This window comes from Ferrovibrio sp. MS7 (assembly GCF_038404985.1).
Classification (GTDB): Bacteria; Pseudomonadota; Alphaproteobacteria; order Ferrovibrionales; family Ferrovibrionaceae; genus Ferrovibrio; species Ferrovibrio plantarum.
Map to the genome: position 1 here is coordinate 825,065 of NZ_JBBKBA010000002.1, position 26,697 is coordinate 851,761.

The window sequence follows — 26,697 nt, forward strand, 5'->3', positions numbered from 1 at the left end:
GGGCAGGCTGGGGGAATTACAAATCCCCCCAGCCTGATCTCAACCCGCCGACCGGTGGAACTGGTTCAGTGCCGTCAGGCGCAGCGGCCTGGCTGCCGCCATGGCGGCTTCCTTCACCGGGCCATAGCCCCGGATCGCATCCGGGATTGCCGCCCAGGCGGTGGCGGCCTGCAGATTGCGCGCAGAAAGCTGAGCAATGATCAGCGCCAGGTCGGCTTCATACTCGGCGATTAGCTGGCGCTCCGAGCGGCGCTCCTCGGTACGGCCGAAAGGATCCAGCGCCGTGCCGCGCAGCCACTTGAAGCCGGCCAGCAGCCGCATCGCCGGGAAAATCCACGGGCCGAACTTGATCTTGCGCGGCCGGCCGGTTTCCGGGTCGGGACGCGACAGCAGCGGCGGCGCCAGGTAGAGCGACAGCTTCACATCGCCCTGCATCGTCTCCGACAAATCGTGGCGCCATGGCGTTTCAGCATAAAGCCGCGCCACTTCGTATTCATCCTTGTAGGCCATCAGCTTGGCCAGATTCCGCGCCACCGCCAGGGTGAAAGCCTGCGAACCAGGGCTGGCGGCCTGTTCGGCACGCTGCGCCTTCTCCACCCAGGCCGCATAGCGCTGCGCCAGGGCCGCATTCTGATAGCGCGTAAGATGCGCCACGCGATGCGCCACGATCCCCTCCAGGGTATCGGGTATAGCCGTTTCCGGCTGCGGCGCCGGCAGCAGCACTTCGGGCTCGATAGCAGCCACGCGACCGAGATCGAAGGCATCGAGATTGAACTGAACGGCGGCACCGTTCAGTTCGATGGCACGGCGGAGTGCAGCCAGCGGCAGCGGCAGCCAACCCTTCTGGTAGGCAAAGCCGACCAGCAGCATGTTGGCGCCGATCTTGTCACCCAGCAGGCGCTCGGCCACCTCGCCGGCATCAATGCTGATGGTTTCCAACGTGCGGTCACGCAGCTTGGCCACCAATGCGCCGGTATCGATGCGGTAGTCGCGGTCGGCCTGGAAGGCAGCCGTCGGCTCGATATTACCGTTGAGCAAGGCCCGGGTGCGCTGAGGCGCGCAGGTCTTGATGCCATCGGGGCTGGCGGCCGTCACCATGTCGCAGCCGAGGATCAGGTCGGCCTCGGCGGGGCCGACCAGCGAGCCCTTCAGCGCCGCCGGGCTGGCGGCAAGGCGAAGATGACTGAACACCGCGCCGCCCTTCTGCGCCAGGCCGGTCATGTTGTAGCTGTTCGCCCCCATGCCGACCAGATTGGCCGCCATCGCCAGCACGCTGCCGATGGTGACGACGCCGGTGCCGCCGACGCCGGTGGTCAGCACATTGCATTCCGCCATCGCCGCCGGCGCCACTTCGGGCAGGGAAGCGAAACGGCTGCGGTCGAGCACGCTCGACTTCTTGCGCATCTCGCCACCCTCGACAATCACGAAGGACGGGCAGAAGCCCTCGATGCAGGAGGTATCCTTGTTGCAGCTCGACTGGTCGATACGGCGCTTGCGGCCAAAGGCAGTTTCCTTCGGCTGGATCGAAACGCAATTGGACTGCACGGTACAGTCGCCGCAGCCTTCGCAAACTGCCTCGTTGATGAATACCCTCAGCGCCGGGTCCGGCATCAGCTTGCGCTTGCGGCGGCGACGCTTCTCGGCGGCGCAGACCTGCTCGTAGACCAGCACGGTGACGCCGGGGATGGCGCTCAATTCCTGCTGCACCCGCGCCAGTTCGGCACGCGGCACCACGGATACACCCGGCACGCTCACCGCCGTACGGGCCAGGTCATCGGTCACCACCATGCAGCGGGCGATATCCTCGGCCAGCACCTGGCGCACGATCATCTCGGTGCTCAGCGCGCCTTCCACCGGCTGGCCGCCGGTCATCGCCACGGCATCATTGGCAAGAATCTTGTAGGTGATGTTCACGCCCGCCTGCACTGCGGCGCGGATCGCCAGCAGGCCGGAATGGGAATAGGTGCCGTCGCCCAGATTCTGGAACACATGGCGCGTCTTGGTGAAATGGGACAGGCCGATCCAGTTGGTGCCTTCCGCACCCATCTGCACCGGCTTCAGCGTGCTGCGGTTCATCCACATCGCCATCGAGTGACAGCCGATGCCGGACATCGCCACCGAACCTTCCGGCACCTTGGTGGAGGAGTTATGCGGACAGCCAGAACAAAAATACGGCAGCCGCTTCGGCTGCGCTGGATCGATTGCCGCCGGCTTGGCCACAGCAATGCGTTCGCCAGCTTGGCGCAAAGCGGTATCGGCCAGCCCCAGCGCCTCCAGCCGGCGCAGCAAAGCAGCCGCGATGGTGGCAGGAACAAGCTGCACGTCGGACGGCAGCAAGGCTTCGCCCTGCGGATCGTTCTTGCCGGAGAAACGCGGCGCGTCCTTGTCGTTGATCAGCAGCTTCGCCGCCTGATCCTCGATGAAGGCGCGCTTCTCTTCGACGAACAGCAATTCCTCGCAGCCAGCCGCAAAGCCGCGCAGGCCCACCGGCTCCAGCGGCCAGATCAGGCCGACCTTGTAGACCGAGAGGCCGAGCGTGCGGGCGCGATCCTCGTCGATCCCCAGCAGGGCCAGGGCATCGACCAGATCGGTGTAAGCCTTGCCGCTGGTGACAATGCCGAGCCGCGCGCCGGCCGCGCCGAGGCGGCGGCGGTCGAGCGGGTTGGCGCGGGCATAATCATGCACGCGCGGCAGCCGGTGGCGGATCACCACGGTCTCGTCGCGCTGCGGGCCGTAATCCGGCTGCGGCCGGATATCGACGCCATCATCCGGCGCATTCGGCGCCAGGATCGCCGGGCCGCCCGGCAGCACCGGCACGGTGGCGGTGGTTTCCACCGTCTCGTTCACGGTCTTGAGCCCGACCCAGAGGCCGGTATAGCGCGACATTGCCCAGCCATGCAGGCCGTATTCGAGGATTTCCTCGACATTGGCCGGATAAAGCACCGGGATCAGGTTGGCTGCCAGGGCCTGCTCGCTCTGATGCGCCACGGTGGAAGACTTGCCGGGGTGATCGTCGCCGAACACCACCAGCACGCCACCATGTTCGGTGGTGCCGGCATAATTGCCATGCTTGAACGGGTCGCCGGAGCGGTCGACGCCCGGCCCCTTGCCGTACCACATGGAGAATACGCCATCGACGGTCTTGCCCGGCAGGCTGTCAAGCTGCTGCGTGCCCCAGACAGAGGTGGCGGCGAGGTCTTCATTGACGCCAGGCTGGAACACGATGCCGGCCTGCTTCAGTTCGTCGCGCGCCTGCCACAACGCCATGTCGAAGCCGCCCAGCGGCGAACCGCGATAGCCGGAAACGAAGCCGGCGGTGTTGAGGCCGGCCTTGCGGTCACGCTCGCGCTGGGTCAGCAGCAGGCGGACCAGCGCCTGGGTGCCGCTCAGGAACAGCACGCCGGATTCCTGCGTGTAGCGGTCTTTCAGTGAAACGTCACGCAGTGCAATGGTCACAATGCCACCCTGTATAGTCGCTTATTTCTGGCCGAGATTGACCGCGCCGACTGCCGCCAGCGCATCCACATCGGCATCGCTCCAGCCGGCCTCGCGCAGCACCTCGCGCGTATCGCCGCCCAGCGTTACCGGCATGCGACGGAGCGCCGGTGCCTCGCCGTCATAGCGCACCGGATGCGCCAGCACAGTGGCGGTCTCGCCCTTGACGGTGAATTGCTGCAGGCACTGGTTATGCTGCACCTGCGGATCGGCGCGGATATCGTCGTAATTCTGCACCTTGGCATACCACAGCGCATGCGGCGCCAGCGCCTTATCCAGGCGCGCATAGGTCCAGCCTTTCAGTTCCTCGCCCAGCACGCCCATGAAGGCATCGCGGTTCTTCATGCGGTCGCCGGCCAGCGCCACCAGTTCGGCATTGCCGATGGCACCGGCGAATTGCTCGATATCGCCGCCCAGGCTGATCACCGCATGGCAATCGGCCAGCTTGTAGACACCATAGGGCGCCGGCAGGAACCAGGAAGCCAGGCGGGAATCGCGCTGGAAACGCTCCGGGCTGCGATTGCCGGAGAAATACGCCGCCATCGACTCGGTCTGCAGGTCCAGGCCGGCATTGAGCAGGTTCGACTCGATCTTGGTGCCCTGGCCGGTGCTGAGCTTTTTCACAAAAGCGGCGGTGATCGCCATCGCCATCAGGGCGGCGGCATGCTGATCGACAATCGGCACGCCGGGCACGGTCGGCGCACTTTGCAGGTCGCCAGTAACGGCGATCAGGCCGCAGCGCGCCTGCACCAGCAGATCCTGGCCGGGTTCCTTGGCCATTGGACCCGACGACCCCCAGCCGGAAGCGGAGGCATAGATGATGTCAGGCTTGATTGCCTTCACCGCGTCGTAGCCGAAGCCGAGGCGTTCCAGCACGCCGCCGCGGTAATTCTCCAGCAGTACATCGGCCTGGCGGATCAGGGAGTGGATCACCTCCCGGCCCTTGTCGCTCTTGAGATCGACCGAGATCGAACGCTTGTTGCGGTTCACCGCGAAGAAGCTGGCGCTCAAGCCTTGGATGAATACCTGATCGGCGCCATAGCCGCGCTCGAAAGCACCGGCAATCGGCTCGATCTTCACGACATCGGCACCCATGTCCGCCAGATACTGCGATGCCGCAGGACCCTGCACGAAATGAGTGAAACTCAGCACCTTCATCTTGCCAAGCATGGCGATACTCCTGGTTCCGACCGCGTATTACAGGCTCATCCGGCCGTTTTTCAGCAGGCTGCGGGCAATGATCATGCGGTGGATGTCGGAGGCGCCGTCGAAGATGCGATAGACGCGAGCATCGCGGTAAAGCTGCTCCAGCGGCATTTCGCGGCAATAGCCCATGCCGCCGAAAATCTGCACCGCCTTGTCAGCAACACGGCCCAGCATCTCGGAAGCGTAATACTTCACCATCGAGACCTTCTCGCGCGGGTCGCGGTCCTGGTCGGTCTCCCAGGCGGCATTCAGCACCATCATGCGGGTGGCGAAAATCTCGGTGGCCATGTCGGCCAGCATCGCCTGCACCATCTGGAACTCGCCCAGCGTCTGGCCGAACTGCTTGCGCTCGTTGGCATAGTCGATGCACTTCTGCATCAGCTTGCGCGCCATGCCGACCGAACGGCCGCCAACCATGCCAAGCCGCACCCGGTTGATGGTGGAAAGCGCCTGGAACAGACCGGTGCCTTCGGCGCCCAGCATCTGCGATTTCGGCAACCGCACATCCTCGAAGATCAGTTCGGAATGATTGGTGCCGCGCAGGCCCATCATGTATTGCGTGCGGCCGACGGTGAAGCCCGGCGTGCCCTTGTCGACCAGGAAGGCGCTGATGCCCTTGGCGCCCTTCGACGGATCGGTGACAGCGGTGATAATGAAGGCATGCGCCACATCGGCATCGCTGATGAAATGCTTCGAGCCGTTGAGGATGAAGTCGTCGCCATCGCGCTTGGCGGCGGTCTTGATGCCGGCGGCATCCGAGCCGGCATTCGGCTCGGTCATGCCCAGCGCGACATTGATCTCGCCCCGAACCGCCGGGAGCAGATACTTCTCGCGCTGCTCGCCAACGCAATTCACCAGCGAACCGGGAATGGCGCCGAAGGCGCGGCGCACCAGGGCATCCTTGGTGAAGCCGAACTCCTCTTCGCAGAGGCACATATCTACGGTGCTGAGGCCGCCGCCGCCCACATCCTCGGGCATGCCCATGGCGAACAGGCCCATTTCCTTGGCCTTGTTGCGCAGCTCCTGCGCCAATTCCGGGCGCACAACCTGGATTTCCTCGACCTCGGCTTCGTGCGGCGCCAGTTCCTTCTGGATGAAGCGGCGCAGCGAGTCGAGCACCATCTGGGTTTCGGCGGGAATGGAGAAATCGATCACGGGACTATCCTTGGATTGAGAGAAACAGCGGCAGCCTGTCAGGCGCCGAACACCTTGCGGTCGAGCTTGTCGCGCCACTGGGCCGGACGCTTCTCGGCGAAGGCGGTGACGCCTTCCTTGAAATCGCCGGTCTGCGACAACGCCTCGCTGAGATCCAGGCTGCGCTGGATCGCTTCGGCTTCCGGCAAGTCGACGGCGTTCTGCAACGCGGTCTTGCAGGCGAAGGCGGCCTGGGCCGGGCCTTCCGCCAGGCGGGTGGCAAGCTCGCGGGCCAGTGCAAGCGCGCCGCCCTTGGGCGCGATGCGGTTGATCAGGCCCCAAGCCAGCGCCGTCTCGGCATCGATCATGTCGCCCAGCAGCATCATTTCCTTGGCGCGCCCCATGCCGATGCGGTTGGTGACGCGCACGGTGCCGCCGCTGCCCGGAAAACCGCCGAGCTTCACTTCCGGCAAGCCCATGCGGGCATTGGCGGAGGCCACGATCAGGTCACAGCCGCTGGCCAGTTCCAGGCCGCCGCCCAGCGCCAGGCCCTCGATGGCAGCAACCGTCGGCTTGGGGAAATGCGCCACCTGACCATAGGTGTCGTTTTCCTTGCCCAATTTTTGCGAAACAATGCCCTGCTCAGCGATCAGGCGCGGAAATTCCTTGATATCGGAACCGGCGCAGAAGGCGCGGTCGCCCTCGCCGCACAGCACCAGGGCGCCGATGCCCGGATCGGCGGCCAGCTCGTTGAGCGCGGCGCTCATCTGCCGGGTCAGGCCCAGCGTCACCACATTCATCGGCGGATTGACGAGAAACAGCGTCGCCACCCGGCCATGGGTTTCGACGCGGACTTTTTGATCACTCATCTTCGGTTTCCTCCTGGCCCGGGAAATTGACGTATACTGACTTGCACGTCAATCAGTTTTTTGCCACCTTGTGTCTAGCCGGGGTCCGGCCCCGGCCTTTGCCGGCTCTGCCCGCCGCACCGGTTCTGTCCGATGTTCTGCAAAAGGAAACGTTGAGAATGGCCGCAATCGTGGTTGCCAAGGTCCGGGTCACCGATCCGGAGAAATACGAATCGTATAAACCGCTCGCCAAGGTGGCGATCGAGGCTTTCGGCGGGCGCTACCTGGTGCGCGGCGCCGACCCGGTGATGATCGAGGGCGAAGCCAGCCCGGTGCGCTATGTCGTGGTCGAGTTCGACTCGGTCGAAACCGTGAAGCGTTTCTATGACTCGCCGGAATACCGCAAGGCGCGCGACGCCCGCGCCGGCGCTGCCATCGCCGAAATAACTGCCCTGCAGGGCATCTGAAGGAGAAAACCATGCCCCGGCTGAAATATGACTGCTCTGGCGTCATTCCCGCCTGCCTGCTGCCGCTGCACGATGATCTGAGCATCGACGAGAAGAACTACCGCAAGCATATCCGCGAAGTCGGCTCGACGCGCGGCGTCGCCGCGCTGACCGTGAACGGCCATGCCTCCGAAGTATCGTCCTGCACCTTCGAGGAGCAGGAAAAGCTGCTGGATCTGGCGCTGGCGGAAGTCGGCGACCGCGTGCCGCTGGTGAACGGCATCTATGCCGAAAGCGGCATGGAAGCCGTGCGCCTGGCGCGCATGGCCGATGCCAAGGGCGCTTCCGCGCTGCTGGTGTTCCCGCCGAATGTGTTCATGCTCGGCTCGCGCCCGGAGATGGTGGTGGATCACTACCGCCGCATCGCCGATGCCACCGACCTGCCGCTGATCATCTTCCAGTTCCCGGTCAGCCTGCCGGTGACCTACAGCCACGACGTGCTGCTGCGGCTGATCCAGGAAATCCCCAGCATCAAGGCCATGAAGGATGCCTGCGGCGATCCGGCGCGGCATGAGATGACGGTGCGGGCACTGCAATCCGATAGCCGCCCATTCCATGTGCTGACCACCCACAGCGCCTGGCTGCTCTCCTCCCTGGTGGTGGGCTGCAACGGCCTGCTCTCGGGTGCCGGCAGCACCATCGCCGATCTGCAGGTGGAGTTGTTCGAGGCGGTGCGCGGCAACGACCTGGCCAAGGCCAAGGCGGTGGCGGCCCGCATCTACCACACCACCCATGCCTTCTACGGCCCGCCGGCCGTGGACATGCATAACCGCATGAAAGAGGCCCAGGTGATCCTCGGTCGCTTGCCTTCCGCTGCGGTACGTCCGCCGCTGCAGAAGCTCGGTGCCGCCGAGATAGACCGCATCCGCCAGCACCTCAAGGCTGCCGGCATCGAACGCTGATCCGGGCCACCGGAGGCGGCTTCGGCTGCCTCCGGTGATTGCACCTGGCGGCGAAAACTGCGATTATTTTGTGAAACGGTTTTCGAGAGTTGCCCTGTGCAAACTGACAATAACAGTGCCGGCCAGACCATGCGCAACCAGATCAAAATGGTGGCCGAGGAATTGCTGGTCAAGCATGGCTATCGCGGCCTCAGCTTCCGCCAGATCGCCGAAATCCTGAACACCACCCGCGCCAACCTGCATTACCATTTCGGCAGCAAGGAAGGCTTGGTGGAGGAAGTGCTGGAGGATTACTCCACCAGCACCATGAACCGCTACCGCGACGTGCTGACCGACACCACCACGACGCTGCGGACCAAGATCGATGCCATCATCAAGCTCAACCGCGAGCGCTACCAGAAATACAATCCCGATGGCGACCACGGCCATCCGTGGAGCCTGATGACCCGGCTGCGCTCCGACAGCGATGCGCTGAACGACAAGATGCGCAACCGGCTGCAGGGCGTGATGCGCGAATTCGAGATGCTGGTTGCCGTCGGCGTGCGCGCCGCGGTGCAGTCCGGCGAATTGCAGCCCGATACGCCGCAGCAGCAGATCGTGATTCAGCTTGTCACCATCATCCACTATGCCGGCCTGGTGACGCGCGACAACGGCAAGTTCGGCCGTCTCACCGACCTGTGGGATGCGACGCTGACCGTGATCGAGCGCGCCTACAGCCACAAGCCAGCGGCCAAGAGCCGCAAGGGCTGAGCCTTACGCCTTAGCCATCAGGCTGCGCAGCTCAATGCCCGCCGCTTTGCGATCCCAGGTATCGGCGGTGATGCCGGCGGCACGCAGTTGCACCTTCATGATCTTCTGCGTCGGCGTGCGCGGCATCGCCGGCAGGATCTCGATATAGCGCGGCACCATGTGGTGCGGCAGGCACTGCGCCAGGAAAGCCAGCAATTCCAGCGGCTGTAATGCTGCGCCGGGACGCAACACCACGCAGAGCTTCACATCGTCGTCGGAAACGAATTCGGAGGGCACGCCGATTGCGGCGCTTTCCAGCACCGCCGCATGGGCATTGGCCGCCACTTCGATATCGTAGGATGAGATATTCTCCGCCCGGCGCCGGATGCGGTCGCCCAGCCGGTCGGCGAAATAGACCCAGCCATCGGCATCGATATAGCCGCTGTCGCCGCTATGGAACCAGAGATTCCGCCAGGCCTTCAGCGTCGCCTGCGGGTTGGCGTAATAGCCCGGGCTGACGATCCAGGGCAGCTTCGGCCGCAGCACGAATTCGCCCACTTGGCCCGGCGGCAGCGGCTGGTCGGTCTCCGGATCGACAACCTGGAATTCGTACCATTCCTCACGGATGCGGCCGCAGGAGCCTGGCCGCAAGGCTTCGTCATAGGGATGCCAGCAGGGAATATTCACTTCCGTCATGCCCCAGGTCTCGATCCCCTTCACGCCGAAACGGCGCTCGAAATCCACCGCGATATGTTTCGGGAAGGGCGAGGTGCCGATGCGGGTGAGCCGCGTGTCGGCATCATCAGGCCGCTCGGGCTCGGCATAGATCATTTCCAGCAGCGGGCCATGGCCGATGCTCACCGTGGCGCCGCACTCGCGTACCCGGCGCAGCCAGTCGGCGGCCGAGAATCGCAGATCCAGACTTACTTTTGCGCCAGTAAGGATCGCGGCATAGATGGCGCAGAAACGCGGCGACATGTGAAACAGCGGATGGGCGCAATAGTAGATGTCGTCGCCCGTCACCCGCATGCCTTCCGCGCTCTGGCGCGCGGTAAGGAAGGCCTGGGCATGGGTCACCATCACCCCCTTGGAGGGGCCGGTGGTGCCGGACGTGAACAGGATCGAGCAGAGATCGCTATGGGCGGCGCCGGGCGGCTGCCAATCGGTCGGACGCGGCTCTCTCAAGGGCGTAAAAGCCGTGACCGGCTTGCCGCCGATTTCCGCCGGCAGCGGTTCGGCAGCGGAATGGGCCAGGATACGGGCAAGGCGCGGCATCGCGGCCGCGCTCGCCGCCAGCACCGGCAGCAAACCCGCCTCGGCGATCATCACCTCGGCCTCGACCAAGTTGACGGCATGCTCCAGCGGCTTGCCGCTGAAGGCGGGATTGATCGGGGCGTCGATGGCACCAAGCAGATCGATACCGAACCACAGCAGCACCGCTTGGTCGGAATTGCCGGCAAAGGTCGCAACCCGGTCACCGGCCCGGATGCCGAGGCGATGCAGATACCAGGCGATATCCAGAGCCCGCGTGTAGGCGTCAACGAAACTCAGGGCGGGCTGTCCCGCGAAAGCGAGAAATGGCGCGCCGGGGGTTTGCCCGGCACGCCATTCCAAAACCCGGTCCAGGGACCATTCCTGTGGCGCAAAATCGAGATAGCTGGCTTTCACCGAAACCCCGCGACGCTAGCGCCCTCAGTAAAGTCCCTGGACCCGTACTGGCATTACTTGACGGTGACGAACTTGCCGCCTCGGATTTCCACGGTGATCAGCGTGTCGGCGAACACGCCTTCATGCTGGTCCTTGGAATAGCAGAGGTTGCCGTCCAGATAGGTGCCGGTGTAGTTGCAGATGGTTTCCAGCGCATCGCGGATCTTCGGACCCGTCGGCTTGCCATCGACGCGACGCAGCGCCTCGGCGGCGGCGAGGAAGCCGGTGGAACCGATCAGCTCGGCATAGCCCTTCGGGGTCTTGCCGCCATCGACGATCAGCTTGCCCAGTTCCTTCTGGCGCTCGGACGGATCGTCCCAGTTGCCGATGGACACGATCTGGATGCCTTCGCCGGCCGGGCCGGCGGCATCGAGGAAGGGCCGCTGGTTGAGGCTGCCGGTGCCGACGATCGGCGCCTTGATGCCGACCTGGCGGGCGGCACGCATGAAGGCGGCGCCCAAAGCCGGGGCCGAAGTCTTCAGCAGCACCACATCCGGGTTGGAATTGCGGATATTGGTAGCAGCGGCAGTGAGGTCGATGGCGTTGAGCGGCGCGGCCACGGCGGCGGCGATCTCGACGTTGCGCTCCTTCGACAGCGCGGCGGCACGCTTCATGCCGGCCTCACCATAGGCATCTTCCTGGTACATGATGGCGATGCGCTTGTGGCCGGGCTTGAACACGCCGCGATCCAGGATGGCATCGACGATCAGGGTGTCGCTTGGCGCGGTGCGGAAGATCCACGGCCAGAAGCTGTTTTCCTTCGAGGTCGCCGGGATGGTGCCGACCGGCGCCAGCACCGGAACGCTGTTGGCCATGGCGATCGGCATCAGCGCCAGGGTGCCGGTGCCGATGGTGGAGCCGAGGATGGCGACCACGCCGTCCTGGCGGATCAGCTTGGTGGCGCAGCGCGCGGCTTCGGTCGGGTTGGTCTGGTCATCGCAGAGAATCAGGTCGATCTGCGCGCCCTTGATGCCGCCTTCCTTGTTCACCTTGTTGGTGAGGATTTCAACGATATCGCGTTCCGGCACGCCAAACGGCGCCGCCGGGCCGCTGAGGCTGTAGATGCCGCCGATCTTGATCTTGTCTTGCGCCAACGCGCCGCCGGCCACAAGGCCGAAAGCGGCGATGCCCGCCAGCAGGGTGGTGATACGCTTCATATTCCTCTCCTTCTCGGTTTTCTTGAATGCGTGTGAATTATCCGTTCGCCGTGCCCAGGAAGGCTTCGGCGAGTTCCTCCGGATTGCGTAGATCCTCCTTGCCGCCCTGGCGCACGAGATGGCCGTGCGACAGCACCACGTAGCGTTCGGCAACGCGGGCAGCGAAGGGGACATTCTGTTCGGCAAGCAGCAGCGCCAGGCCGCTGTTCTTCAGGATGTTGAAGGCATTCTCCAGAATGTCGAACACCATCGGGGCAAGGCCCTGGGTCGGCTCGTCCAGCAGCAGCACCTGCGGCTTGCGCCCCAGCGCCATGCCGATGGCGAGCATCTGCTGTTCACCGCCGCTGAGCACACCGGCCATGGCATCGGCGCGCTGCTTCAGGATCGGGAACAGGCTGAGGATCAGTTCGCGCTGTGCCCCGCGGTCCTGCACCGGCAGCAGCCGCAGGCCGACATCGATATTCTCTTCCACCGACATGGTGGGGAAGATGTTGCCGCGCCGCTCCGGCACGAAGGCGATGCCATGGGAAGCACGCTTATGCGCGCTCATGCCGCCGATCTCGGTACCACGTACCTTCACATCGCCGGCACCGCTGATGATGCCGGAAACCGCACCGAGCATGCTGCTCTTGCCGGCGCCGTTCGGCCCCAGCACGGCCAGCATCTCGCCCGGATAGAGGTCGAAATCCACCTCTTCCACCACGGTGATGCGGCTGTAGCGCGCCGTGATGCCGCGGCAGGTCATGACCGGAGCGGCCTGCGCCTGGCCGGTCGCAATAGTCGCCGTCGCGTTCATCGGCCGGTGCTCCCCAGATAGATGTCGATGAAGGCCTTGTCGCGGGCGATCACATCGGGGGCGCCCTGGATCAGCATGCCGCCCTCCTTGAGCACCAGCACGTCCTCGGCCAGTTCGCGGATGAGGTTGAAGTTATGCTCCACCAGCAGCACGCCCACGCCGCGCTCGGCCAGGCGGCGGACTTCGGCACCCAGCATGCGCTGTTCGTCGCGGGCGAGGCCGGCGGCCGGTTCATCCAGCAGGATGTATTTCGGGTCGTTGGCCATGGCGCGCGCCACTTCCACCAGGCGCACACGGCCCATCGGCAGCTCGCTCATCTGCAAGCTGCGGAATTCCGCCAGCTTGAGATCGGCGAGGATCTCGTCGCAGCGGGCGCGGAAGCCCGCTTCCTCACGCGAAGCCGAAGGCAGCCGCAGGATGGCGGAGACAAAGCCGGCACGCTTGACCGGATAGAAGCCGCACATCACTGCCTCCTCCACCGTCACCTTCGGATCGAAGCGCGGCGTCTGGAAGGTGCGGGCGAGACCACGGCCGATGCGGGCGAAGGGCGGCAGGTTGTCCACCACCTCGTCATCCACCACGATGGTGCCGGTGGTCGGCTTCACCATGCCGGTGATGGCATTGAACAATGTGCTCTTGCCGGAGCCATTCGGCCCGATCACCGCCAGGATCTTGCCACGCTGCACCGTGGTCGAGACATCCTTGAGGGCGGTGACGCCGCCAAACTGCACCGTCACGTTCTTGGCTTGAATGGTCATGCGGCAACTCCACGCACCGGTTTGCCGGCGCGGGCGCGGCTGGCAAACAGCTTCTTCCAGTTGGTGCCCAGCACGCCGTTCGGCGCGACCAGCAGCACCAGGATCAGCACCGAGCCGAAGATCATGCCCTGGGTTTCCGCCGCCGGCAGATACAGCGTGATCAGCGTGAGGAACGCCGCACCGAGGATCGGGCCGAGGAAAGTGGAGGCGCCGCCGATCACCGCCATCAGCAGGATCTTGATCGAGACATGCATGGTCAGCGAATCCGGGCCCATATAGGTGAGGTGATGGGCATAGAGCCAACCAGCGAGGCCGGCCACCGAGGCCGAGAGCGCGAAGTAGAGCGCCAGCAAAGCCGGCACGTTGACGCCATCGGCGGTGGCACGCAGCGGATCATGCTGCGCGGTGCGCACAGCGCGGCCGATGGCCGAGCTGGTCAGGTTGGCATACAGCACCAGCACCAGCGCCACGACCAGCCAGCTCAGCACATGCATCGACTGGATGGTGGGAGCGAACCACAGCGGCGGAATGCCGGAGAGGCCGATATAGCCGCCGGTGAAGCTGCCGCCCTCGCGGATCGCCAGTTCCAGCACCAGGCAGAGCAGCAGCGTCGCAATCGACAGCGGCAGCGGCGACAGCCGGGTGATGGCGCGGGCCATCGGATAGGCCAGCAGCATCGGCAGGATCAGCGCCAGCACCAGGCCGACCAGCGGCGACATGCCATAGCGAGTGGTGACGATGCTGGTGGCGAAGGCGCCGATGGAGCCGAAGGCAGCCGGCGCCATGGAGAGGATGCCGGCCTGGCCATAGGCCATGCCGACCGACAGCGAGAGCAGCGAGAAGATCGCCACCATCACGGAATTATCGAGCCAGAACGGGCTGCCGATGATCAGCGGCGTCAGCGCCGCGATGATAGCCAGGATGATCAGCGCCGGCTTGCAGCGTTGCAGCAGGGTGCCTTGCATCACACGCGCCCTCCCGTGGCGGCAATCTGGTTCATCCGGCCGAGCGACAGGATGACGAAGATGAAGACCAGCGGGATGGCATTGGCCCAGGCGCCGGGCAGATAGCCGGCACTGACCGCCTGCACCACGCCGATGATCAGGCCACCGGCAAAACCGCGCAGCGGGCTGCGCATGCCGAAGATGATCGCCGAGCCGAAGCCCCAGATGGTGAGGTTGAACGCCGTGCTGTAATCGGCACCGGTGGTGTAGAGGATCAGCACGCCGGCGGTGCCGGCCAGCAGGCCGCCCAGCAGGTAGGTGGAGAACCAGATCAGCCGCACCGGAATGCCGTTCAGCGCGGCACCGACCGGATTGACGGCGCTGGCGCGCATGGAGCGGCCAAACGGCGTTTTCTGCAGCACCACGAACAGGCAAGCCAGGATGGCAACGCAAACCGTGATGTTGATGCCCATCTGCGGGCTGATGCGGATGCCGGCGATGTTCCAGAAGGTCTCGAACGGCTGCCGGATCATCGGGCTGGTGCCGAATAACGTCAGGATGAAGGATTCAAGGAAGGTGGCGAGGCCGAAGGTGCCAAGCACCGCGATCACATGATCCACCGCGCCGGGGCGGTTGAGCCGCATCGAGATGACACCGACCACGCCGGAAGCCAACACGGCGGAGGCAATCGCCAACACCACGCCGGCGGGGCCGCCAGTGACATACATTATCGCCGCCGCCAGCACGGCATAGGCGCCAAGCGCCACGTCCACCGAACCGGTGGTGACGAAAAGCAGGCTGACCGGAAAGGCCAGCAGGCCGTACGTGACCCCGAGCAAGGCGCCACGCAAAAGATACTCCGCAAGCTCGAACACTGTGTTCCCTCCCTGCAGCCGTTGTTCCAGGACCGGCTACGTCTTTTTTATTTATACTTACTCGTAAGTAAGTATAAATAGTCATAGCCTGTCAAGACCCCAATTCCGCTGCCGCGGTATCGGGGCCGGTTTTTCAGTTCATCCACAATCCGCCGGTGACGTTGATCGACTGGCCGGTCATGTAGGACGCCTGTTCCGAAACCAGGAACGCCACCACATTGGCGATGTCCTGCGGTTGTCCTAACCGGCCAAGCGGAATCAGATGCACGCGCTCCGCCGCGGGCGGCAGGCCCTTGGCAAGCGCTTCTGCATCGGCCTGCTCGCGCATCCGGGTATTGGTGATGGTGCCGGGGCAAACGGCATTCACGCGAATTCCGGATTTAGCGAGATCGAGGGCCATGGATTGTGTCATGCCGATCAGCGCGAATTTCGACGCGCAATAGGCCAGCGACATCGGCCGCCCGGATTTGCCGAACCATGAAGCAATATTGATGATTCGGCCGCCACCGCTTTCGATCATCATCGGCACCATGGTGTGGCAGCAATTAAAGGTCCCGCGCACATTGACCTGCATGGTGTAATCAAAATCTTCCGGCGTGCCGTCGATGATCGAAGCAACCTGCCCTATACCGGCACCATTGATCAAGATGCGGGGCGCCGCGCCGAATTCATTGCGCAGTTTAGCGGCAGCAGCACGCACTGCCGCCAAATCACTCACATCAACCTTGCCGACACTAACTGTTGCACCCTGCCCGCTTAACTCGCCGGCGAGCGCCTCAAGGCCGGTTGCATCGACATCCCACAATGCCACCTTGCAGCCTTCCTTGGCCAAACGCTGCGCGATGCTCTTGCCGATACCGCTGGCGGCACCCGTTACAACCGCCACATCACCTGAATACTCATACATCGTGCTGTTCCTGGAAATTACGCCGTTTACGTACGGCGGATATGGATGCCGCCATCGACATGGAACGCGTGGCCGGTGCTGTAGGGCAACAAGCCCGCCGCGAGCACACCAACCGTGCGGCCGATATCATCGGCTTCGCCCCAGCGCGCCAGCGGAAAACCACGGCCCTTCACCCAGCCATCGTACTTCTCGAATACATCGGCGGTCATGTCGGTGCGGATGATGCCGGGGCGGATTTCATGCACCGCAATGCCGTGTTCCGCCAACCGCAACGCAAACAGCGTCGACATCATGGCGATGCCGGATTTCGAGATGCAGTAATCGGCCTGCGCGGCCGTGGCGATCACCGCATTGCCCGACGATATGAAGATGATCGAGCGGCTGGGCCGCGTCGCGTCACCCGCCGGCTCTGCGATCATGCGTTTGGCGATGCGCTGCGTGAGGAAGAACGAGCCGCGCAGATTGACATCGATCAGGCGGTCGAAACTTTCGACCGGGATCTCCAGCATGTCGCCGCGATACTGGGTCTGCACGCCGGCATTGTTGACCAGGCAGCTTAAAGGTCCGAAAGCGCCACAGGCTTCGTCCACCATGCGCTGATGCTGCGCCAGGTCAGCGACATTGCCCGTCACGAAAGCGGCCTTGCCGCCGCGCTCGGCGATGCCGGCCAGCGTTTCCTCCGCCGAGGCATCACGTTCGAGGTCGTTCACCACCACGTCGAAGCCCTGCTCGGCCAGCGCATAGGCGATGGCGCGGCCGATGCCGCGGCGGCCACCGGTGACAAAAGCCGCGCGGCGCTGAGTGGTGCCGAGCTTCCCGGATTCGCCGCTCACTTGGCAACTCCCTGCTGCGGCACCCAGCGCATGATATGCACCGCGCTGGAAACCACGGTGCCGCTCTGGTTCGTAACCGTCACGTCAGAGAGGGTGCGAAAACGCTCGGCCTCGATCTTGGCGATGGTGTAGGTGATGGTCACAGTGTCGCCGAAGAATACCGGCGCCATGAAGCGCACGCGGTCGTAGCCCTGCGAAACCGGCGTGAAACCGACATATTTATGCACATGCGGGGTGAACATCAGTGTCGAGGCGGTGGACATGAAGCCCATCGAGAGTACGCCATGGGCGATGCGGTGGCCGAAGGCCGACTTCTTCATAAACTCTTCATTGCAGTGCACATCCGACAGATCGCCGGTGATGCCGGCGAAAAGGTAGACGTCGCTTTCGCTGACAGTCTTGGAAAATTGCACCTTGTCGCCAATGGCGACATGGAAATCCGCCTCTTGCATTGCTTCCTCCCAATGAGACGGTGGCCCTTATAAAGCTTACTTACATGCAGGTCAATATCTGCTATTAGGGGCGGACCTGGAGGAGACCTATGGCCAACAACGCACGCCCCCCGATAGACCCGGCAGCCCTGGTGCGGCTGTCCGAAACACTGCAAACGCGCTTTGCCAACCGCTTCAGCACGGCAGAAGCGGTATGCCGGCAACATGCCAGCCAGCTCACCTGGATGCCGAGCCAGCCGCCAGATGCCGTGGTCTTCGCCGAAAGCACCGAGGAAGTGGCGGAAATCGTGCGGCTTTGCGCCGCTGATGCGGTGCCGGTGATCGCTTTCGGCTCCGGCTCGTCCTTCGAGGGCCATGTCAATGCGCCGCATGGCGGCATCTGCATCGACTTGAGCGGCATGAAGCGGATCATCGCGGTGAATGCCGAGGATCTCGATTGCGTGGTGCAACCAGGCGTCACCCGCGTCACCCTCAATGAATATCTACGCGATACGGGGTTGTTCTTTCCCATCGATCCCGGCGCCGATGCCTCGCTCGGCGGCATGGCGGCAACGCGCGCCAGCGGCACCAACGCGGTGCGCTATGGCACCATGAAGGACAATGTGATCGCGCTGACCGCCGTGCTGCCCAATGGCGATATCGTGCGCACGGCACGGCGCGCGCGCAAAAGCTCGGCCGGCTACGACCTCACGCGGCTTTTTGTCGGTTCGGAAGGCACGCTCGGCATCATCACCGAACTGGTGCTGCGGCTCTCGCCGATTCCGGAAGCGGTGGCGGCGGCGATCTGCCCCTTCCCCAGCGTACGCGCCGCCTGCGACGCGGTAATCGCCACCATCCAGAGTGCCCTGCCGGTGGCACGGATCGAATTGCTCGACGAAGTGACCGTGGGTGCGGTGAACCGCCATTCCGGCCTCTCGCTGCAGGAATCGCCGCTGCTGCTGCTGGAATTCCACGGCACACCCGATGGCGTCGCCGAACAGTCGCGCCGCTTCGGTGAAATCGCCGAAATGTTTGAGGGCGGACCCTTTGAATGGTCGGATAAACCGGAGGAGCGCTCGCGGTTGTGGAAGGCACGCCATGATGCCTATTGGGCCTGCGTCGGCCTGCGACCCGGCGCGCGGCCGATTCCCACCGATGTCTGCGTACCGATCTCGCGGCTAGCCGATTGCGTCGAGGCAACCAAGCAGGACATCCAGGCACTGGGCCTGATCGCGCCGGTGGTCGGCCATGTCGGCGATGGCAACTTCCATGTCCAGCCGATGGTGGACATGGACAACCCGGCCGAAGTCGAGACGGTAATGCAGTTCGTGCGCCGCATGGTGGAGCGCGCCATAGCCATGGACGGCACCTGCACCGGCGAGCATGGCATCGGCCAGGAAAAGCAGAAATACCTGCCGCTGGAACACGGCGAGGAAACCCTGGCGCTGATGCGCCTGATCAAGCGTTCCGTGGACCCGCAGAACATCATGAATCCCGGTAAGATGCTGGAGTATTACGCATGACCTCTCCCCTCTCCGACACCCTGCTGCATCTGGCGCCGCAGCGCGCCGGCTCGGCCAACTTCGTCGATGGCCGCACGCGGCTTTATGGCATCCTCGGCCATCCCATCGCCCAGGCGCGCTCGCCCGAGACCGTGACCTATGAACTGCGCCGGCGCGGCGAGAATGCTATTCTTTTGCCGATCCATATTCAGCCTGAGGATTTCGACGCGGTGTTCCCGCAATTGCTCAAGCTGGTGAACCTGGATGGTCTGGTGGTGACGGTGCCGCACAAGACGCGGATCGCGCCGCATCTGCGCCATATCGGCCCGATGGCCCGGATCAGCCACAGCATCTCGGTGATCGCCCGCACCAGGGATGACCAGTGGGTCGGCGAGATGTTCGATGGCGTCGGCTGTGTTGCCGCCATCGAGCGGCGTGGCGTACGCATGCCGGGCAAACGGGTACAGTTGCTGGGTGCCGGCGGCGCCGGTGCCGCCATCGGCGCAGAGCTGGCGCGCAAGGGCGTAGCTGCCTTGCGCGTTGTCGAGCCGCAGGTGCAGCGTGCCGAGGATCTGGCACGCGGCCTCGCCGCCGCCTATCCAGCGCTGAATGTCAGCATCGGGCCGTCACGGCTCGACGATATCGACCTGCTGATCAATGCCAGCCCGATCGGCATGCTGGATGAGAATGCCGCGCCGATCGACGTGACCTCGATCCCGGCCAATGTGGTGGTGATGGATGCGATCATGGACCCGGACCGCACCAAGCTGCTGCGCATCGCGCAAGCCAGCGGCTGTCTCACGGTCTATGGCCGCGAGATGCTCGATTCGCAGATCGTGCGGGTTTGCGATTTCCTGCTCAGGGCGCGGCAGCACGATGTGAAGGACTTCGTGCTGCACCCCGATACTTAAGGCCACTGCAAGCTGATCGTCAGGCAAACCTGACGATCAGCTTGCCGAAATTGCGCCCCTGCAACAGGCCGATGAAGGCTTCGGGGGCTTTTTCCAGGCCATCAACGATATCCTCGCGCACCTGCAGCGTGCCATTCGCCACCAGGGGCGTGGCATATTCCAGGAACTCATCGCGATAGGCGGCGAAATCGGTGACGATGAAGCCGCGCAGCAGCAGCCGTTTCACCAACACATCACGCATCAGGGCAGTCATCGGCGTTTCGCCATCGGCAGCATTGCCGAGATTGTATTGCGAGATCAGGCCGCAGACCGGAATCCGCGCGAAATCGTTGAGCAGCGGGATCACCGCATCCCACACCTTGCCACCGACATTCTCGAAATAGACATCGATACCCTGCGGACAGGCAGCGGCGAGCTTTTCCTTCAGTGCCGAGTCGCGGTGATCCAGCGCCACATCGAATTTCAGCACTTCCAGCGCATAGGCGCATTTCTCAGGCCCGCCGGCAATCGCCACCGTGCGGCAGCCTTGCAGCCGCGCCAATTGCCCGACCATGGCGCCGACAGGGCCGGTGGCCGCCGCCACCACCACGGTCTCGCCGGCTTTCGGCTGGCCGATCTTCATCAGGCCGGCATATGCCGTGAAGCCCGGCATGCCGAGGGCGCCCAGCATGGTGGAAAGCGGCGCCGATGCCGCATCCACCTTGCGCAATCCCGCCGCCGGCAGCACGGCATAATCCTGCCAGCCGCCCGCGCCCACCACCATGTCGCCAGGCTTGTAATCCGGGCTTTCCGAGCGGATCACCTCGCCGACCGTGGTGCCGACCATCACCTCGCCCAAGCCCACCGGGCGGGCATAGGATTTGGCATCGTTCATGCGCCAGCGCATATAGGGATCGAGCGAGAGATACCGCGTGCGGCAGAGCACTTCGCCGGGAGCGACCTGCTGCGGCAAAGGCGCCGTCTCCAGCCGGAAATCCCCAACACTCGGTTCGGCCGCCGGGCGCCGCGCCAACACCCATTTCCGGTTCTCAGACATCTTTCCTCCATGCATTTCCTGCCCGAGAGGTAGGACTTGCACAGGAGTAAGTCAATGCACTGCCAGCAGCGGTGAAGCTGGCCAGCTAGTAACTGCTGATCTCCGGTTGCCACTCGGCGGGATTGCCTGCGGCCTTCAGATAGGCCGCCGCAATGCGGTCTGGATCATGCGGTGTATTCGGCGCGATGAAGCCGCCGACAGTGACGCTGGCAACCCGGATCTGGCTGGTGCGCAGTTCCTTATCAAGGCTGACGCAAAGATTGCGCCCGGCGGCCTTGCTGGCGGCGAGGCTCGAGAATTTCGGCGACGGGTTCACTGCAAAAGCGCCGCTGGTATAGAAGATGAAGCCACCGCCCTGTTGACGCATCGGCGCCACGGCAGCCTGCGCGGCGGCCAAGAAGCCGACGCAGTTGATCTGGAAATCCGCGGCGAGCCGCTCCGGCGTGGTTTCCAGCGCCAGGCCTGGCTGCAGGTTGGCGGCATTGTAGACCAAGGTCTGCACCGGCCCCAGTTCACGCTGCAAAGATTGCAGCGCACTAAGCAAGGCCGGCACATCGGCGACGTCCGCCGCGGCTTGAGCAATTTTCGCTGACGCCGGCAGGCTGGCGGCATAGCCGGCCAGCGCTTCGGCACGGCGGGCTACCATGCCAACGGCATAGCCCGCCGCGGCATAAGCGCGGCAAAGCGCGAGGCCAAGGCCGGGCCCGACGCCGATGACGATGCAGACCGGTGCGGTGCGCATCAGCCCTGCCCCGATTTCTTCAGCCGCTCGCGCAGCTCGGTCTTCAGCACCTTGCCGTAGTTGTTCTTCGGCAGGGCCTCGACATGCACATATTCCTTGGGCCGCTTGAAGCGGGCGATATTATCGAGGCAGACCTGCTCCAGTGTGGCATTGCTGAGTTCACGGCCCGGTCGCGGTACCACGAAAGCCACCACTTCCTCGCCCCAATCGGCATGCGGCCGGCCAACCACCGAGACTTCCAGTACATCCGGATGCAGCAGCAGCACCTCCTCGACCTCGCGGGGATAGATGTTGGAGCCACCCGAGATGATCATATCCTTGGAACGGTCCTTGAGCGTGAGGAAGCCTTCCTCATCGAAAGTGGCGAGGTCGCCGGTATGCAGCCAGCCATCGCGCAAGGATGTGGCATTGGCAGTCGGGTTGTTCCAGTAACCGCTCATGGTGACATCCGAGCGGCAGATCACCTCGCCGATCTCGCCCGGCGGCAGGTCGCGGCCATCAGGATCGACCACGCGGACTTCGACACCGGTGCGCGGGATGCCCACGGAAGCCAGGCGCTGTTCATAGCGTGGGTGCTTGCTGTCGGCATGCATCTCCTTCGACAGGCAGGAAATGGTGTTCGGTGTTTCGCCCTGGCCATAGCCCTGCCACATGCGCGGGCCGAACGTGGCCAGCGCGCGCTTGAGGTCTTCGAGATACATCGGCGCACCGCCATAGAAGATAGTGCGGATATTCTCCACCTTCGCCTTGGCGCTACCGGCATCGTTCACCATGCGAGTGAGCATGGTTGGCGCAGTGAAGAAGGTGCAGGAGGGATACAGGCCGATCAGGTCGAACATCTCATCGACATCGAAACCCTGGCTATCCGGGATGACGTGATGCGAGCCTTTGGCGATATGCGGGATGGCATAAAGCCCGGTAGCATGCGAGAGCGGCGCGGCATGGATCATGCTGTCGGCAGGCGTCAGGTAATCGACATCGGCATAATAGCGCAACACCATGGCCAGCAGGCTGGCATGGGTCAGGGTCGCGCCCTTCGGCTTGCCGGTGGTGCCACTGGTGTAGAACAGCCATGCCGGCTGGTTGCCGGGCACGATCTCCAACGCCATCGGATCATGGCGGCGCAGGGCGGCGAAATCGGCGCTATCAACATCGATGATGCGGCACAGGCCCGGAATATCACCGGCAATCGGTGCCATCGCCGAGGCGATATCGGCATCGACGAAGCAATATTGCACGCCGCAATTCTCCAGAATGAAGGCAATCTCGCGCGCATGCAGCTTGGCGTTCATCGGCACGGCGCAAAGGCCGGCATGCCAGCAGGCCCACATCAGCTCGATATATTGCGGGCAATTCTTCATTGCCATGCCAATGCGGTCGCCCGGCTTCAGGCCAGGCAAGGCGCGCAGGCCGGCAGCCATCCGCACCGCCGTCTGTTGCAGGCTGCCATAGCTGTGGATACGGCGTTCGCCAAAGCTCAAGGCCGGATTATCGGCGAAGCTCAGGGCAGTGGCGTGCAGCAGGCGGGCGATGCTCATGGCTGCCTCTCCTTCTTACTGGCGCGAAAGAATGGTGATACAGGCCACGGCTTCCTCGAAGCCATGGAAGCCGCCGCCATTCTCGGCAATGGCGAAGCGGGCTTTTTCCACCTGGCGGTCGCCGGCCTCATGGCGGAGCTGGGTCACCAGTTCGTGAATCTGCCCGAGACCGGTGGCGCCAATGGGATGGCCCTTGGATTCCAGGCCGCCCGAGGTGTTGATCGGGATGCGGCCGCCCAGGCTGGTCTCGCCGCGCTCGGCAATCCAGCCGCCCTGGCCGAATTCGCAGAAACCGAGATTCTCCGCCTGCACCACTTCGGCGAAGGCGGAGGCATCATGCACTTCCGCCACCGAGATATCCTTCGGGCCGATGCCGGCAATGTTGTAGGCCTTCTTGGCGGCGATATGGCAGACATGCTTCTCGACTTCTTCCGCCTTGCGGTCGGCGCCTGTAGCCAGCACGCAGGCATCGACCTTCACCGCACGGCTGCGGTCGAAGCGGTCCAGCATATCCTCGCGGACTAGAATGGCGGCAGCGGCGCCGTCACTGATCGGCGCACACATCGGCAAGGTCAGCGGCCAGGAGATCATGCGCGAAGCCAGCACCTCTTCGATGCTCATACCATTGCGGTATTGCGACAGCGGGTTGAGCATCGAATGATTATGGTTCTTCGCCGCCACGGCAGCGATCTGGCGCTCGGTGGAGCCGAAGGTCTTCATGTGGAAACGTGCCAGCGAGGCATACACATCCATGAACACGCTGCGCATATTGGCCTGAGCCTGGCGCTCCGGCGGCGGCTCTATGCCCTCGCCAAGCTCCAGCAGCGCCTTGGTCAGGGTAGGCACGTTATGCACGTCCCAGGCACCGTTGAACACGTTGAAGCTCTTAGTCTTGTCGGCGTCGTACATCTTCTCGGCACCCACCGCCAGCACCACATCGGCGGCACCGGCCTTGAGATGCAGGCAGGCGTTATGCAATGCCGTGGAGGCACTGGCACAGGCATTCTCCACATTCACCACCGGGATGCCGCCGATGCCCATGTCGCGCAACGCCACCTGGCCGCCAACCATGTACTGGCCGTCAATCGCCGCCTGTGAAGCATTGGCGAAATAGGCTGCCTGGATATCCTCCTTGGCCAGGCCGGCATCCTGCAGCGCCGCCGACACGGCTCCGCGGGTAAGGTCCTTCATCGACTGGTCGAGGAACTTGCCAAACGGCGTCATGCCGATGCCGACAATATAGATATCGCTCATTTTTCTTCTCCGTCCGGGGGGATCAACCGAGATAGCGTTCGATCAGCTTGGGGTCGCGCAGCAGGTCCGGCGCCGGGCCGGACAGCGCAATGCGGCCGTTCTGCAACACATAGCCGTGGTCGGCGATCTTCAGCGCCATGAAGGCCACCTGCTCCACCAGCAGGATGGTGACGCCGGCCGCCGCAAGTTCACGCAGCGCGCCAAAGATCAGCGACACGATCTGCGGCGCCAGACCGAGCGAGGGCTCGTCGAGCATCAACAGTTTTGGCTTCATCATCAACGCACGGGAGACGGCCAGCATCTGCTGCTCGCCACCCGAAAGCGAACCGCCGGGAATGCCGCGCCGCTGCTTCAAGACCGGGAAGCGCTGAAACTCGCGCTCGAGCAATTCCTCGATCTCTGTGGCCTGCAGACCAAGGCTGCCGGCGCCGATACGCAGGTTATCCTCGACACTGAGGCCGGTGATGATCTGGCGCCCCTGCGGCACTTGCACCAGGCCGGAACGGGCCAGCAGATGCGCCGGTTCGGCACCAATATCGCGGCCATCGAAATGCAGGCTGCCCTGGCGCAGCGGCAGCAGCCGCGACACGGCGCGCAGCAGCGTGGTCTTGCCGGCACCATTGGCGCCAACCACCGCCACCAGGGCGCCGGCGGCGATTTCCAGGTCGATGCCATGCAGGATGGTGTTTTCGCCGATCGCAACATGCAGGTCGCGGGCTTTGAGAATGCTCATCACGCCTCCTGCCCGAGATAGGCGGTGATCACCGCCTCGTTGCGCTGCACCTCGGCCGGCGTGCCTTCGCCGATCTTGCGGCCGTAATCCAGCACCGATACGCGGTCGGACACGCCCATGACGAAAGTCATGTTGTGCTCGACCAGCAGGATCGTCACCCCGAGCGACTTCAAGCGGCGGATCACCGCCATGATTTCAATCATTTCGCCTTCATTGAGGCCAGCAATCGGCTCGTCCAACAGCAGCAAGGTCGGCTGCTGCGCCAGCGCGCGGGCCAGTTCGCAAAGTTTACGGTGGCCATAGGCGAGATCGCCCGGCAGCGAATCGGCAAACCGCTCGATGCCGAAAAAGGCCAACAGCCGCAGAGCCTCGGCGCGCTCGGCACGCGCCTCCTCGCCGCTGACCAGCCAGCGCAGCCAGCCCGTTACCATGCCCTGGCGGCGCCTGAGGCCGAGCATGACATTCTCAGCCACGCTAAGCGTGCCGATAAGCTGCAGGTTCTGAAAAGTGCGGGTAAGGCCATGCGCGGCGCGGCGATGCGCCGGCAGGCTGGTCACGTCCGTGCCCCGGTAGAGGATGCTGCCCTTGTTGGCGGCATAAAGCCCGGCGATGACATTGATCAGCGTGCTTTTGCCGGCGCCATTGGGGCCGATCAGGGCATGTACACTGCCCGGCATCACCTGGATCGAGACATCATTCACCGCCACCAGGCCGGCATAGGACTTGGTGACATTGCGCAGTTCCAGGATTGGCCCGGCATTATTCGCTGCTTCGATACGCGGCAGCTCCGCCTCGCCGGACTGCGCCGGTGCAGCTCCCCGCTTAGGCAACAGACGCTTGCGCAGGGATTCGAAGGCACCAGTGGCGCCGCCGGGGAAGAACAGCATCACGCCCAGCAGGATGCCGCCGAAGATGAAGTAGGAAATCTCATACAGGCCGGCGGTGAGCTGGTTCAACAGCACCAGTATCAGCGCACCGACCACGCCACCATAGGGGTGGCCCAGGCCACCGATCACCACGGCAATCAGCAGCGAGATTGAGCGATCGAGACCGAAGGCATCGCTGCTGATATAGCCGGACTGATGCACAAAGAAGAAGCCGGCCAGACCAGCCAGCAGGGCGGCGAAAACGAAAATGCCGGCACGCCAGAGCGCGGCATTGATGCCGACCGTGAGCGCGAAACTCTCGCTTTCCTTGATGGCATGCAGATTACGGCCGATACGCGACTGCATGATGTAGTCGTTGACCATCTGCACCAACAGCAGGGTGATACCGATGGCCCAGAGGAAATAGGTGGCGCCATTGCGGAAATCGCCGAAATTGAGCTGCGGCACGCCGATCAGGCCCATTGAACCGCCGGTAAGATCGACCCAGCGCTGTGCCAGGATTTCGACGATATAGCCAAAAGCCAGCGTGACCATGGCGAGGTAATGCGTCCGCGCCCGCAGAGCCACAAGACCGAGCAGCACGCCGGCAAGGCCGGCCAGCATCAGACCGACCGGCAGGCTGGCCCAGAGCGGCCAGCCATGTTTGGTCGCCAGCACACCGGAGCCATAGGCCGACAGCGCGAAGAAGCCGGCCTGGCCGAGCGAAAGCTGACCGGAAAGGCCGAGCAGGATATTCAGGCCGATGGCGGCGATGGCAATGATCGCGATATCGGTGCTGAGGTGGATGAAGAAGTCATTCGGCGCGAGATAGGGCAAGGCCAGAATGACGATCAGGGCAATGATATAGCGCAGGTGCCGCATGATAC

General features: G+C 63.9%; 24 protein-coding genes. 5 read left to right on the forward strand and 19 right to left on the reverse strand.

The window, feature by feature from the left end; translation table 11 throughout:
- Nucleotides 1-39 precede the first annotated feature (39 nt).
- Genes V6B08_RS17150 through V6B08_RS17165 form a run of 4 tightly spaced genes read right to left on the reverse strand, consistent with a single transcriptional unit; the run spans nt 40 to nt 6,704 of the window.
- Nucleotides 40-3,456 (reverse strand): indolepyruvate ferredoxin oxidoreductase family protein, encoded by a 3,417-nt coding sequence (locus V6B08_RS17150; RefSeq protein ID WP_341983112.1) that lies wholly within the window; start codon nt 3,454-3,456, stop codon nt 40-42.
- Nucleotides 3,457-3,477: 21 nt separating this feature from the next.
- On the reverse strand, nt 3,478-4,665 hold the full coding sequence (locus V6B08_RS17155; RefSeq protein ID WP_341983114.1) for a CaiB/BaiF CoA transferase family protein: 1,188 nt from the start codon (nt 4,663-4,665) through the stop codon (nt 3,478-3,480).
- Between the two features lie 27 nt (nt 4,666-4,692).
- Nucleotides 4,693-5,856 (reverse strand): acyl-CoA dehydrogenase family protein, encoded by a 1,164-nt coding sequence (locus V6B08_RS17160; protein ID WP_341983116.1) that lies wholly within the window; start codon nt 5,854-5,856, stop codon nt 4,693-4,695.
- A gap of 38 nt (nt 5,857-5,894) precedes the next feature.
- Nucleotides 5,895-6,704 carry an enoyl-CoA hydratase/isomerase family protein gene (locus V6B08_RS17165; RefSeq protein WP_341983118.1) on the reverse strand — a complete coding sequence of 270 codons (810 nt, stop codon included), beginning with the start codon at nt 6,702-6,704 and terminating at the stop codon, nt 5,895-5,897.
- A 158-nt stretch (nt 6,705-6,862) separates the two neighbouring features.
- Between V6B08_RS17165 and V6B08_RS17170 the strand changes: the two genes are divergently transcribed.
- The 3 genes from V6B08_RS17170 to V6B08_RS17180 all read left to right on the forward strand — a co-directional run bounded on the left by V6B08_RS17170 (nt 6,863) and on the right by V6B08_RS17180 (nt 8,841).
- Complete coding sequence (locus V6B08_RS17170; RefSeq protein ID WP_341983120.1) at nt 6,863-7,150, forward strand: DUF1330 domain-containing protein; 288 nt, start codon at nt 6,863-6,865, stop codon at nt 7,148-7,150.
- An 11-nt stretch (nt 7,151-7,161) separates the two neighbouring features.
- Nucleotides 7,162-8,091, forward strand: coding sequence for a dihydrodipicolinate synthase family protein (locus tag V6B08_RS17175; protein WP_341983122.1), 930 nt, complete (start codon nt 7,162-7,164; stop codon nt 8,089-8,091).
- 96 nt (nt 8,092-8,187) lie between these two features.
- Entirely contained in the window at nt 8,188-8,841 is a 654-nt protein-coding gene (locus V6B08_RS17180) for a TetR/AcrR family transcriptional regulator (RefSeq protein WP_341983124.1), read from the forward strand.
- 3 nt (nt 8,842-8,844) lie between these two features.
- Here the strand turns inward: V6B08_RS17180 and V6B08_RS17185 are convergent, their stop codons facing one another.
- The 9 genes from V6B08_RS17185 to V6B08_RS17225 all read right to left on the reverse strand — a co-directional run bounded on the left by V6B08_RS17185 (nt 8,845) and on the right by V6B08_RS17225 (nt 17,249).
- Nucleotides 8,845-10,488: an AMP-binding protein gene (locus V6B08_RS17185; protein ID WP_341983126.1), complete on the reverse strand. Its 1,644-nt coding sequence runs from the start codon at nt 10,486-10,488 to the stop codon at nt 8,845-8,847.
- Between the two features lie 53 nt (nt 10,489-10,541).
- Nucleotides 10,542-11,684 carry an ABC transporter substrate-binding protein gene (locus V6B08_RS17190; RefSeq protein ID WP_341983127.1) on the reverse strand — a complete coding sequence of 381 codons (1,143 nt, stop codon included), beginning with the start codon at nt 11,682-11,684 and terminating at the stop codon, nt 10,542-10,544.
- Between the two features lie 37 nt (nt 11,685-11,721).
- Nucleotides 11,722-12,480: an ABC transporter ATP-binding protein gene (locus tag V6B08_RS17195; RefSeq protein ID WP_341983129.1), complete on the reverse strand. Its 759-nt coding sequence runs from the start codon at nt 12,478-12,480 to the stop codon at nt 11,722-11,724.
- Nucleotides 12,477-13,238, reverse strand: coding sequence for an ABC transporter ATP-binding protein (locus tag V6B08_RS17200; RefSeq protein WP_341983131.1), 762 nt, complete (start codon nt 13,236-13,238; stop codon nt 12,477-12,479). The genes V6B08_RS17195 and V6B08_RS17200 overlap by 4 nt, the downstream gene beginning before the upstream one ends.
- Nucleotides 13,235-14,203, reverse strand: coding sequence for a branched-chain amino acid ABC transporter permease (locus tag V6B08_RS17205; protein WP_341983517.1), 969 nt, complete (start codon nt 14,201-14,203; stop codon nt 13,235-13,237). The genes V6B08_RS17200 and V6B08_RS17205 overlap by 4 nt, the downstream gene beginning before the upstream one ends.
- A complete protein-coding gene (locus V6B08_RS17210; RefSeq protein WP_341983133.1) occupies nt 14,203-15,057 on the reverse strand; it encodes a branched-chain amino acid ABC transporter permease in 855 nt (284 codons plus the stop codon). Before V6B08_RS17210 ends, V6B08_RS17205 begins: the two co-directional genes overlap by 1 nt.
- Before the next feature lie 133 nt (nt 15,058-15,190).
- The gene (locus V6B08_RS17215) at nt 15,191-15,964 is read right to left on the reverse strand and encodes an SDR family NAD(P)-dependent oxidoreductase (RefSeq protein ID WP_341983135.1); all 774 of its coding nucleotides are present in this window, start codon (nt 15,962-15,964) and stop codon (nt 15,191-15,193) included.
- Between the two features lie 26 nt (nt 15,965-15,990).
- A complete protein-coding gene (locus V6B08_RS17220; RefSeq protein WP_341983137.1) occupies nt 15,991-16,797 on the reverse strand; it encodes a 3-ketoacyl-ACP reductase in 807 nt (268 codons plus the stop codon).
- Complete coding sequence (locus V6B08_RS17225) at nt 16,794-17,249, reverse strand: MaoC/PaaZ C-terminal domain-containing protein (protein ID WP_341983139.1); 456 nt, start codon at nt 17,247-17,249, stop codon at nt 16,794-16,796. Before V6B08_RS17225 ends, V6B08_RS17220 begins: the two co-directional genes overlap by 4 nt.
- An 89-nt stretch (nt 17,250-17,338) precedes the next feature.
- Here V6B08_RS17225 and V6B08_RS17230 point away from each other — a divergent pair, with 89 nt between their 5' ends.
- Nucleotides 17,339-18,751: an FAD-binding oxidoreductase gene (locus tag V6B08_RS17230; RefSeq protein WP_341983141.1), complete on the forward strand. Its 1,413-nt coding sequence runs from the start codon at nt 17,339-17,341 to the stop codon at nt 18,749-18,751.
- Nucleotides 18,748-19,641 carry a shikimate dehydrogenase family protein gene (locus V6B08_RS17235; protein ID WP_341983143.1) on the forward strand — a complete coding sequence of 298 codons (894 nt, stop codon included), beginning with the start codon at nt 18,748-18,750 and terminating at the stop codon, nt 19,639-19,641. Before V6B08_RS17230 ends, V6B08_RS17235 begins: the two co-directional genes overlap by 4 nt.
- A gap of 19 nt (nt 19,642-19,660) precedes the next feature.
- Here the strand turns inward: V6B08_RS17235 and curA are convergent, their stop codons facing one another.
- The 6 genes from curA to V6B08_RS17265 form a co-directional block, all read right to left on the reverse strand.
- A complete protein-coding gene (curA, locus tag V6B08_RS17240) occupies nt 19,661-20,677 on the reverse strand; it encodes an NADPH-dependent curcumin/dihydrocurcumin reductase (RefSeq protein ID WP_341983145.1) in 1,017 nt (338 codons plus the stop codon).
- Between the two features lie 85 nt (nt 20,678-20,762).
- Nucleotides 20,763-21,419 (reverse strand): SDR family NAD(P)-dependent oxidoreductase, encoded by a 657-nt coding sequence (locus V6B08_RS17245; protein ID WP_341983147.1) that lies wholly within the window; start codon nt 21,417-21,419, stop codon nt 20,763-20,765.
- A complete protein-coding gene (locus tag V6B08_RS17250; RefSeq protein WP_341983150.1) occupies nt 21,419-22,957 on the reverse strand; it encodes an AMP-binding protein in 1,539 nt (512 codons plus the stop codon). The genes V6B08_RS17245 and V6B08_RS17250 overlap by 1 nt, the downstream gene beginning before the upstream one ends.
- Before the next feature lie 15 nt (nt 22,958-22,972).
- A complete protein-coding gene (locus V6B08_RS17255) occupies nt 22,973-24,211 on the reverse strand; it encodes a thiolase family protein (protein ID WP_341983152.1) in 1,239 nt (412 codons plus the stop codon).
- Nucleotides 24,212-24,233: 22 nt separating this feature from the next.
- Complete coding sequence (locus V6B08_RS17260) at nt 24,234-24,944, reverse strand: ABC transporter ATP-binding protein (protein WP_341983154.1); 711 nt, start codon at nt 24,942-24,944, stop codon at nt 24,234-24,236.
- Nucleotides 24,944-26,692, reverse strand: a complete 1,749-nt coding sequence (locus tag V6B08_RS17265) for a branched-chain amino acid ABC transporter ATP-binding protein/permease (RefSeq protein WP_341983520.1) — start codon at nt 26,690-26,692, stop codon at nt 24,944-24,946. Before V6B08_RS17265 ends, V6B08_RS17260 begins: the two co-directional genes overlap by 1 nt.
- Between the last annotated feature and the right edge of the window lie 5 nt (nt 26,693-26,697).